Below are 7,609 nucleotides of genomic sequence, written 5' to 3'. Positions count from 1 at the left end.
AGAGGGGGCGGTTATCCGGCAGCGCGCGTCCAAGGGAGGAACGACCGAGCGCGCAGAGGATGACCGCCCCCTCCGCGCCGGCCACCCCTCCGCGCCGGCCACCCCTCTCCGACAGCCACCCCTCCGGGACCGCCGCCTCCCCGCCGGCCACCTCTCCGCGACAAGCCCACCGGCCTGAGGAACTGAACAACCCGCGCTTAAACACAAAAAAGGGCCGGCAACCATAACGGTCGCCGGCCCTTTCAGAGCTTCGTGATTACCAGGAAGACTTGGTGATGCCCGGGAGCTCACCGCGGTGAGCCATGTCGCGGAAGCGAACACGGGAGATACCGAACTTCTGGAGCGTGCCGCGGGGACGGCCGTCGATCTGGTCGCGGTTACGCAGACGGATCGGGGAGGCGTTGCGGGGCAGCTTCTGCAGGCCGAGGCGTGCAGCTTCGCGTGCTTCGTCAGTCGCGTTGGGGTCAACCAGGGTCTTCTTCAGTTCGAGACGCTTGGCAGCGTAACGCTCAACAATGACCTTGCGCTGCTCGTTGCGAGCAATCTTGGACTTCTTTGCCATGTGTTTAGCGCTCCTCTCGGAATTCGACGTGCTGGCGGATCTTGGGGTCGTACTTCTTCAGGACCAGGCGGTCCGGGTCGTTACGACGGTTCTTGCGGGTTACGTAGGTGTAACCGGTGCCCGCAGTGGACTTCAGCTTGATGATCGGACGTACGTCCTTGTCCTTTGCCATTAGAGCTTTACTCCTCGTGCCAGGATGTCGGCGACGACTGAGTCGATGCCGCGTACGTCGATGGTCTTGATGCCACGGGCTGACAGGGTCAGCGTGACATTACGGCGCAGGGACGGAACCCAGTAGCGCTTCTTCTGAATGTTCGGGTCGAACCGGCGCTTGTTGCGACGGTGCGAGTGCGAAATGCTGTGTCCAAAGCCCGGCTCGGCTCCGGTCACTTGGCAGTGTGCTGCCATGACTCTCCTCCAAAGATTGAATGTAACGGCGTGCAGATGTTCCTGCGTTGCCGTGCGACAGGCAGTGTTCGCATCCGGGTCCACACCATTTCGGTAGTTTCCGCAGCAAGTGCGGCGAAGAAGGCTGGCCTCAGGACCGCAATGATTCAGGTCCTGGGATACCGGGCGAATACAGGAATGCACGCAACTTGAGCCCCTAACTACCGGCCAACGGGATGTCAGTCAGACTGACTTCACCACCAACCGGAGCAATTGCACACGATCCGCACTACCTAGCGCCTAACTATTCTACGGGCCAGGCCAAATTAAGACCAATCCGGCATCATACGCCCTCAAAAGCTCTTTCACAGCAGAATGAAAGGAAGCCGGGCGAGTCTTGGGATATGACCTCGTTACTGGCCCCTGATTCTCCGGTGGACAACCCGTCGTCGCCCGGCCCGCGGACAGCACCTGCCGCCGTCGAGCGCTTCCGTCCGCAAGCACGACGGCGGCTGGCCCGGGCCGATGTCCTGGCTTTCGTCGGGTGGTTGTCGCCGGTTGCGGCGGTGACGCTGTGGCTTGCTGACGGCGGTGCCAGCGGGTTCTCGTCGTTCGCGGCCACCATGACATCGCTGGGGATCGTTGCCGGCTTGATCGGCATGGACCTGGTGTTGTTGATGCTGTTGCTCGCGGCCAGGATCCCGTTCGTGGACAACACAATCGGCCATGACCGCGCCTTGGAGGTGCACAAGAAGCTGGGCAAACCGGCTCTTTACCTGCTGCTGGCGCATGGTCTCCTGCTCGCGATCGGCTACGGAGCGGCGGAGGGCCTGGATCCGGTCAGTGAGTCGGTCTCGCTCTGGGTCAACGTCCCGGACATGTGGCTCGCGTTCGTCTCCATGGCACTGTTCGTTGCCGTGGTGGTGACGTCGCTGGTGGCCGTCCGCCGGAAGTTCCCGTACGAATTCTGGTACGCGATCCACCTGCTGACCTATGTGGCCGTTGGCACCGCCATCCCGCACCAGTTCAGTGTGGGCGGGTTGTTCGCCGAAGGGACGTGGCAACGCTGGTACTGGCTGGCTATTTGCATCGCGACCGGCGCCGCACTTCTCCTCTACAGGGTGTACCTGCCGTTGGCAGCGACATTCCGGCACCAGCTCACCGTCAGCCGCGTGGTCCGGGTTGCGCCGGACGTTTTCAGCATCGAAATGACGGGCCTTCAGCTGGAACGCCTGGCCGGTGCCGGGGGCCGTTTCTTCTTCTGGCGGTTCCTCGCTCCGGGACACTGGTGGCAGCCGCACCCGTTCAGCTTGTCGGCGGAACCCGTGTCCGGCGTCGGAAGCAAACCAGGGAGCTTGCGCATCACAGTGCGAAACCTGGGTGAAGGCTCTGCCCGGCTTGCCCGGATCAAGCCCGGCACCAAGGTCGCCCTTGAGGGCCCCTACGGCATGTTCAGCACGGCGGCACGCACCCGGAACAACGTGGTGATGATCGGCGCGGGGATCGGCATCACGCCGTTGCGGTCGCTCCTGGAATCCACCCCTTTCGAACCCGGCCAGGCCACGGTCCTGCTGCGGGGACACGATGAGTCGGAGCTTTTCCTCGGCAAGGAAATCATGGCGTTGTGCCAGGCACGGGGCGCCACCCTCTTCCACCTCACGGGGCCCCGCTCAGCCGGCGTCCGCTCCTGGCTCCCCCAATCCGCGACGACGGCCGGGTTCACCATCGCCTCCTACGCACCCGGCATCGCAGACGCCGACGTTTACGTTTGCGGCCCCACCCCCTGGGCCGCCTCCGTGATCAGGGAAGTCCGTGCAGCGGGTGTCCCCTCGGAACAAGTCCACTACGAAAGGTTTGACTGGTGAGAATTCGAGCAGCCATGGCAACCGCGCTGGCGTCGGCGGGCATCCTGCTAGCGGGCTGGCAGTCGGGCGCGCACATCGCCGACACCGCAACCACGACAAGCCTGGGCAGCAGCGCCAGTGCCGCCGGCGGCACCACCACGGGCACCAGCGGAAGCAGCAGCGCCACCAGCAGCGGAACCAAGACAACCACGACGGCGGCAACGTACGACGGCACGGCCGTCCAGACCCGCTTCGGTACAGTCCAGGTCCGGGTAACCATCCAGGGCGGCAAGATCACCGAAGTCACGGCCCTCCAGCTCACTGACGCCGAACGCAAGTCGGCCCAGATAAGCAGCCGAGCAGCACCCGTGTTGCGGTCAGAAGTCCTCCAGGCGCAATCCGCGGACGTGCAAACCGTCGGCGGCGCAACGGTCACCAGCGACGCCTACCTCACCTCACTCCAGGCAGCCCTCGATGCCGCACACTTCTAGCACCACGCAGCTGCGGGCCCGGACATTCCGCACCATGGGCACCGTAGTGAGCCTGACGGTGGCGAGCGGCCACTACGCCCAAACAGCCGTTGACGAGCTCGAGTCAGCAGCCGCCGTCGTCGAGGATAAGTTCTCTGAACTGGACCTGAGCTTCAGCCTGTACCGGAACGGCTCCGAAGCGAGCAGGCTGGCCCGCGGTGAGCTGACCCTGGCCTACGCCTCCGAGTCCATGCAGGCCCTGTACGCAGAAGCGTCCGAATGGCGGTTGGCAACCGGCGGGGCTTTCACGGCTGAGCGGCCGGATGGCACGTTGGATCTTTCCGGGATCGTGAAAGCACACGCGGTGCGTGAGGCGGCGTTGTCCCTCGAAGCCCTGGGTTTGCGGGACTGGTGCTTGAACGCCGGCGGCGATGTCCTGGTGAGCGGGTCCCCCGAACCGGCGACGGAGGAGCCGTGGCTCGCCGGCATCGTTGACCCGCAGGATCGGCAAGCCTTGCTGGGCGCGTATCCGATGTCGGCCCTGCGGGCACTCGCGACGTCGGGCACGGCTGAACGCGGCCAGCACATTTGGGCCATTGGAGGTGCGGCAACGGAGTTCGACCAGGTTTCCGTGGCCGCCGCCGACATCGTTACCGCCGACGTCCTTGCAACCGCCATCGTCGCCGGCGGGACAAGGACCCTCGATCAGGCTGTTGAAAAATGGAAGGTGGAAGTCCTCGCGGTACGTCGCGACGGGACGCTGCTGGCTACCCCCGGGTTCAGGAAACCGGCCTGATCAAGAAACCGGCCTGATCAGTTCTGCGTACTTGGGACTGAGGCCATCGCCGGAAGACACGCCCCGGAGACGACGGGACACCCACGGCGCTGCCGACTCCCGGAGCCAGCGCGCGTTTGCCTTCAGGGCCTCCACCCTCCCCAAAAGCCGCGCGGGCGCGAGCTCGGGAACGTCGATCACATGCTCGTGTTCCAGGACGTCCAGGACGCGCTTGGCCATGTTGATGTGGCCGGCTGTGGACATGTGCATCCGGTCCTCGCCCCAAAGCCGCCAGTCGTCGTATTCGTCGAAGCGCCAGTAATCCACCAGGAAGGCGCCATGGTCCTCGGCGATCTCCCGCACGAGTTCGTTGTAGATCGCAGTGCGGCCACGCATCGCGCTGAACACTTTCGAGCCCTTCGCGTCGAAGCCCGTGAAGAGGAGGACCGTGGCACCGGTCGCACTCAACTTGGCGATGCCGGCGTCGTACTCCTCCAACAGCGAGTCGATGTCGATCTTGGGCCGCAGGATGTCGTTCGCCCCGGCGTAAAGGGTCACCAAGGTGGGGTTCATGGCCACGGCGGCATCCACCTGCTCGGCCATGATCTGGCGGAGTTTCCGGCCACGGATGGCCAGGTTGGCGTAGCCGAAACCGGGGTTGCTTTGGGCCAATTGCCCTGCCACGATGTCAGCCCAGCCGCGCACCCCGTTGGGGCGGGTGGGATCGTCGTCGCCGACACCCTCAGTGAACGAATCCCCCAGGGCAACATATCGGGCAGAAAAATCCATGCCGCCAGTCTGCCACTTCAGCGCTCACAGCCACAAAGCCGCTGTTCTGCGCCGGAGAAAGCACTAGGAATCGCGGAGAATCCAGTGGTTGTTGTCCAACCGGGCAACGATTTTCTCGCCTATCCGTGCGAGGTCGGCGACGTCGTCGGGGCTGAGCGAGTCGAGCATCAGCGTCCGCACCGACTCCACATGGGCTGGCGCCAGAGAAACAATGGTGGACATGCCGGCGTCGGTCAGGTGCGCCACCGTGACGCGGGCGTCGCCGGGGTGGGCCTGCCGTTCCACCCAGCCGCGTTTCTGCAGTTTGGTGACCACGTGCGAAAGCCGTGACAGGGAGGCGCTTGTCCGGGCGGCGAGCTCGCTCATGGGCAGGTACCGGCCCTCCGTTTCGGAGAGCATGGCGAGCACGTTGTAGTCGAACAGGGACAGTTTCCCGGCCGCCTGAAGCTGGGTGTCCAACGCCGAGGGGAGCAAAGTATTGATGCTCAGCAGGGCAAGCCAGGCACGGCGTTCGTCGGCGTTCAGCCACCGGGGTTGATTCATGGGTCCATCTTATGAGAATCCGTCGGCTTCCCGGGTCCAGGCCTGCTGCCCTGGCGATAGGCTGGCTGCATGTTCGTAGTCTCTTTGACCTACAAAGTTCCGGACGAAATCGTCGACTTTCACCGCCCGGGCCATATGGCCTGGCTCAAGGACGCGTTCGACGGCGGGATCTTCCTTGCGTCCGGACGTCGCGTCCCGGCCACGGGAGGCGTGCTGCTGTCCAAAGTGGACAGGGCAACGTTGGATGCCTCGCTGGCCGAGGATCCGTTCTACAGCAACGGGGTGGCCGACTTCGAAATCATCGAATTCACCGCCACCAGCGTGGCCGAAGGCTACGAAAACCTGCTGGACAGCTGAGCTGTCACGGTTTTCGCCGCGCTGGTTCCGAGCCGTTCGGGCAGCACCACCGGCATGAGTTCCGGCCAGCGGGCACCCAGGTGGTCACCGCTCGAAACGCCGCGGACCCGGCGTGAAAACCAAGGCCCGACGTCGCGCCTCAGCCAGGCGACGTCGTCGGCGATGTTTTCGGTGAGGGACTTCGAACGCCACGGCGCCATGACCGGCTCAGAGAGCGAATGCGGCGCTCCCAGGACCTCCAGGACTTTCCTGGCCATGTACCTGTGGCCCGGCGTGGACATGTGCAGCCGGTCGGGAGCCCACATGCGGGGGTCCTGGAACTTTTCAAAGCACCAATAATCCACCAGGAGCGTCTGGTACTTCGCGGCAATCCGCCGGATGTGGCGGTTGTAAATGGCAGTACGGACCTTCAAGGGCTCCAGCAAGGGAGACAACGGGACGTTGTAGCCCGTGAAAAGAACGATCGTGGCACCGCTGGCTTTGAGGCGCATCACGGCGTTTTCGTAATCCCTCATGAGCCGGCCCAGGTTGAGCCGGGCCATGAGGAGGTCGTTGCCGCCGGCGTAGAAGCTGATGAGTGTGGGATTCAGGGCCAGTGCGGGTTCGAGCTGCTCGTCGACGATCCTTTGGAGGCGGCGGCCCCGAACGGCCAGGTTGGCGTAGAGCGTGCGGTCATCGTGCCGGGCGAACTCCTCGGCCACACGGTCAGCCCAGCCACGGCAGTTGTTGGGTAGCCTGCGGTCAACGTCTCCCACGCCCTCAGTGAAGGAGTCTCCCAACGCGACGAATCTCCGCGGCATGGTCATTGTGCTGCCTCCCGGTTTTCCATGAGTTTCTTCAAACCACCCTTGCGGGGGACTTTGACCGGATGCGGCCAGCGGGGTTGCAGCGAATCGCCCAGGGTGACACCGCGCAGTTTGCGCCCGAACAACGGCACCACCCAGTCGTTGACCCAGCGGCGTTGGCGGCGCTCCCATTCACGCAAGGTCAAACGGGTAGGCGGTTCCCATTCCTTGGCCGGGATCTTGTGCGGGACATTGAGATGGTCCAGGACCTGTCCGGCCAAGTACTTGTGGCCGGCCTTGGACATGTGAAGCCGGTCCGGGGACCACATCCGCGGGTCCTTGTAAGCATCGAAGCACCAATAATCCACCAGAACGGCGCCGTACTTGGCCGCTATCTCCCGGACTCTGTGGTTGTACAGGGTATTTCGTTTCTTGAACGGCTCCAGGACCGCGGAAACCTTGACGTCGAACCCCGTGAAGAGCACCACCGTGGCCCCGGTTCCACTCAGCCGCGCAACCAGGAGTTCGTAGTCGGCAAGAAGGGCGTCCATGTCCGTGCCGAAGTCCAGGATGTCATTGCCGCCGGCGTACAGCGTGATGAGCGTGGGCTCCATGGCGAGCGCGGGTTCGAGCTGTTCATCGATGATGTGCCGGAGCCTCTTGCTGCGAACTGCCAGATTGGCGTACTCCCACCCCGGTTGCGCCTTCGCCAGCCTTTCGGCCACCCGGTCGGCCCAGCCGCGCACCCCGTTCGGCAGGATCTTGCTCGGGTCCCCCACGCCCTCGGTGAAGGAATCCCCGATGGCGACATACCGCCGTCGAGCGCTGTTCCCGTCACCGAAGTCGTCCCGCACCCCACCGAAGCTACCCGCCCCCGGTTAAGGCCGAGCCAACCCCAAGTGAACAAGCGTCCGGACCAAGCACGCGGGAAGTGAGCAAGCGTCCGGCCCAAGCACGCGGGAAGTGAACAAGCGTCCGGCCCAAGCACGCGGGATGTGAGCAAGCGTCGGAAGGTGACGCGGGCACGAGCCGCAGCGGCGGTTTTGCGAAGGAGCGCATCGCGGCCCATCGTGGCGAGGAGGTCGCTTAGCGACCGG

Annotated in this window: 11 protein-coding genes; 4 read left to right on the top strand and 7 right to left on the bottom strand. The window is 64.3% G+C overall.

What is annotated here, in order from left to right; genetic code table 11:
* Positions 1 to 256 precede the first annotated feature (256 nt).
* Genes rpsN through rpmB form a run of 3 tightly spaced genes read right to left on the bottom strand, consistent with a single transcriptional unit; the run spans position 257 to position 970 of the window.
* Positions 257 to 562, bottom strand: a complete 306-nt coding sequence (gene rpsN, locus PV760_RS21145; RefSeq protein ID WP_011776360.1) for a 30S ribosomal protein S14 — start codon at positions 560 to 562, stop codon at positions 257 to 259.
* A 4-nt stretch (positions 563 to 566) separates the two neighbouring features.
* Positions 567 to 734 carry a 50S ribosomal protein L33 gene (gene rpmG, locus PV760_RS21140; RefSeq protein WP_003798558.1) on the bottom strand — a complete coding sequence of 56 codons (168 nt, stop codon included), beginning with the start codon at positions 732 to 734 and terminating at the stop codon, positions 567 to 569.
* Entirely contained in the window at positions 734 to 970 is a 237-nt protein-coding gene (gene rpmB / locus PV760_RS21135) for a 50S ribosomal protein L28 (protein WP_011776361.1), read from the bottom strand. Before rpmB ends, rpmG begins: the two co-directional genes overlap by 1 nt.
* A gap of 383 nt (positions 971 to 1,353) precedes the next feature.
* On the opposite strand from rpmB, the gene PV760_RS21130 reads away from it, so the two are divergent.
* The 3 genes from PV760_RS21130 to PV760_RS21120 are packed head-to-tail and all read left to right on the top strand — an operon-like array spanning position 1,354 to position 4,059.
* Positions 1,354 to 2,814 (top strand): ferredoxin reductase family protein, encoded by a 1,461-nt coding sequence (locus PV760_RS21130; RefSeq protein ID WP_354628637.1) that lies wholly within the window; start codon positions 1,354 to 1,356, stop codon positions 2,812 to 2,814.
* A complete protein-coding gene (locus PV760_RS21125) occupies positions 2,811 to 3,284 on the top strand; it encodes an FMN-binding protein (protein WP_354628636.1) in 474 nt (157 codons plus the stop codon). The genes PV760_RS21130 and PV760_RS21125 overlap by 4 nt, the downstream gene beginning before the upstream one ends.
* Positions 3,268 to 4,059, top strand: a complete 792-nt coding sequence (locus tag PV760_RS21120; RefSeq protein ID WP_354628635.1) for an FAD:protein FMN transferase — start codon at positions 3,268 to 3,270, stop codon at positions 4,057 to 4,059. Before PV760_RS21125 ends, PV760_RS21120 begins: the two co-directional genes overlap by 17 nt.
* Here the strand turns inward: PV760_RS21120 and PV760_RS21115 are convergent, their stop codons facing one another.
* A complete protein-coding gene (locus tag PV760_RS21115; RefSeq protein ID WP_354628634.1) occupies positions 4,060 to 4,827 on the bottom strand; it encodes an SGNH/GDSL hydrolase family protein in 768 nt (255 codons plus the stop codon).
* A gap of 63 nt (positions 4,828 to 4,890) precedes the next feature.
* Positions 4,891 to 5,370 carry a MarR family winged helix-turn-helix transcriptional regulator gene (locus PV760_RS21110; RefSeq protein WP_018779924.1) on the bottom strand — a complete coding sequence of 160 codons (480 nt, stop codon included), beginning with the start codon at positions 5,368 to 5,370 and terminating at the stop codon, positions 4,891 to 4,893.
* A gap of 69 nt (positions 5,371 to 5,439) precedes the next feature.
* On the opposite strand from PV760_RS21110, the gene PV760_RS21105 reads away from it, so the two are divergent.
* The gene (locus PV760_RS21105) at positions 5,440 to 5,727 is read left to right on the top strand and encodes a YciI family protein (protein ID WP_018779925.1); all 288 of its coding nucleotides are present in this window, start codon (positions 5,440 to 5,442) and stop codon (positions 5,725 to 5,727) included.
* Here PV760_RS21105 and PV760_RS21100 read toward each other — a convergent pair.
* Positions 5,703 to 6,533: an SGNH/GDSL hydrolase family protein gene (locus PV760_RS21100; RefSeq protein ID WP_064723871.1), complete on the bottom strand. Its 831-nt coding sequence runs from the start codon at positions 6,531 to 6,533 to the stop codon at positions 5,703 to 5,705. The two genes, PV760_RS21105 and PV760_RS21100, sit on opposite strands and share 25 nt — an antisense overlap.
* Entirely contained in the window at positions 6,530 to 7,366 is an 837-nt protein-coding gene (locus PV760_RS21095; protein WP_018779927.1) for an SGNH/GDSL hydrolase family protein, read from the bottom strand. Before PV760_RS21095 ends, PV760_RS21100 begins: the two co-directional genes overlap by 4 nt.
* Positions 7,367 to 7,609: the final 243 nt, after the last annotated feature.

It is taken from the genome of Paenarthrobacter sp. CC6 (assembly GCF_040560085.1).
In the GTDB taxonomy this organism is placed as follows: domain Bacteria; phylum Actinomycetota; class Actinomycetes; order Actinomycetales; family Micrococcaceae; genus Arthrobacter; species Arthrobacter nicotinovorans.
The sequence above is the reverse complement of the archived record's forward strand: the minus strand, read 5'-3'. Positions and strand labels throughout refer to the sequence as shown.

What these genes read in the sequence shown, in the direction of transcription:
- PV760_RS21115 (WP_354628634.1), bottom strand. Translation starts at nt 4,827, where the DNA reads ATGGATTTTTCTGCCCGATATGTTGCCCTGGGGGATTCGTTCACTGAG.
- PV760_RS21110 (WP_018779924.1), bottom strand. Translation starts at nt 5,370, where the DNA reads ATGAATCAACCCCGGTGGCTGAACGCCGACGAACGCCGTGCCTGGCTT.
- PV760_RS21100 (WP_064723871.1), bottom strand. Translation starts at nt 6,533, where the DNA reads ATGACCATGCCGCGGAGATTCGTCGCGTTGGGAGACTCCTTCACTGAG.
- PV760_RS21130 (WP_354628637.1), top strand. Translation starts at nt 1,354, where the DNA reads ATGACCTCGTTACTGGCCCCTGATTCTCCGGTGGACAACCCGTCGTCG.
- rpsN (WP_011776360.1), bottom strand. Translation starts at nt 562, where the DNA reads ATGGCAAAGAAGTCCAAGATTGCTCGCAACGAGCAGCGCAAGGTCATT.
- rpmG (WP_003798558.1), bottom strand. Translation starts at nt 734, where the DNA reads ATGGCAAAGGACAAGGACGTACGTCCGATCATCAAGCTGAAGTCCACT.
- PV760_RS21120 (WP_354628635.1), top strand. Translation starts at nt 3,268, where the DNA reads ATGCCGCACACTTCTAGCACCACGCAGCTGCGGGCCCGGACATTCCGC.
- PV760_RS21105 (WP_018779925.1), top strand. Translation starts at nt 5,440, where the DNA reads ATGTTCGTAGTCTCTTTGACCTACAAAGTTCCGGACGAAATCGTCGAC.
- rpmB (WP_011776361.1), bottom strand. Translation starts at nt 970, where the DNA reads ATGGCAGCACACTGCCAAGTGACCGGAGCCGAGCCGGGCTTTGGACAC.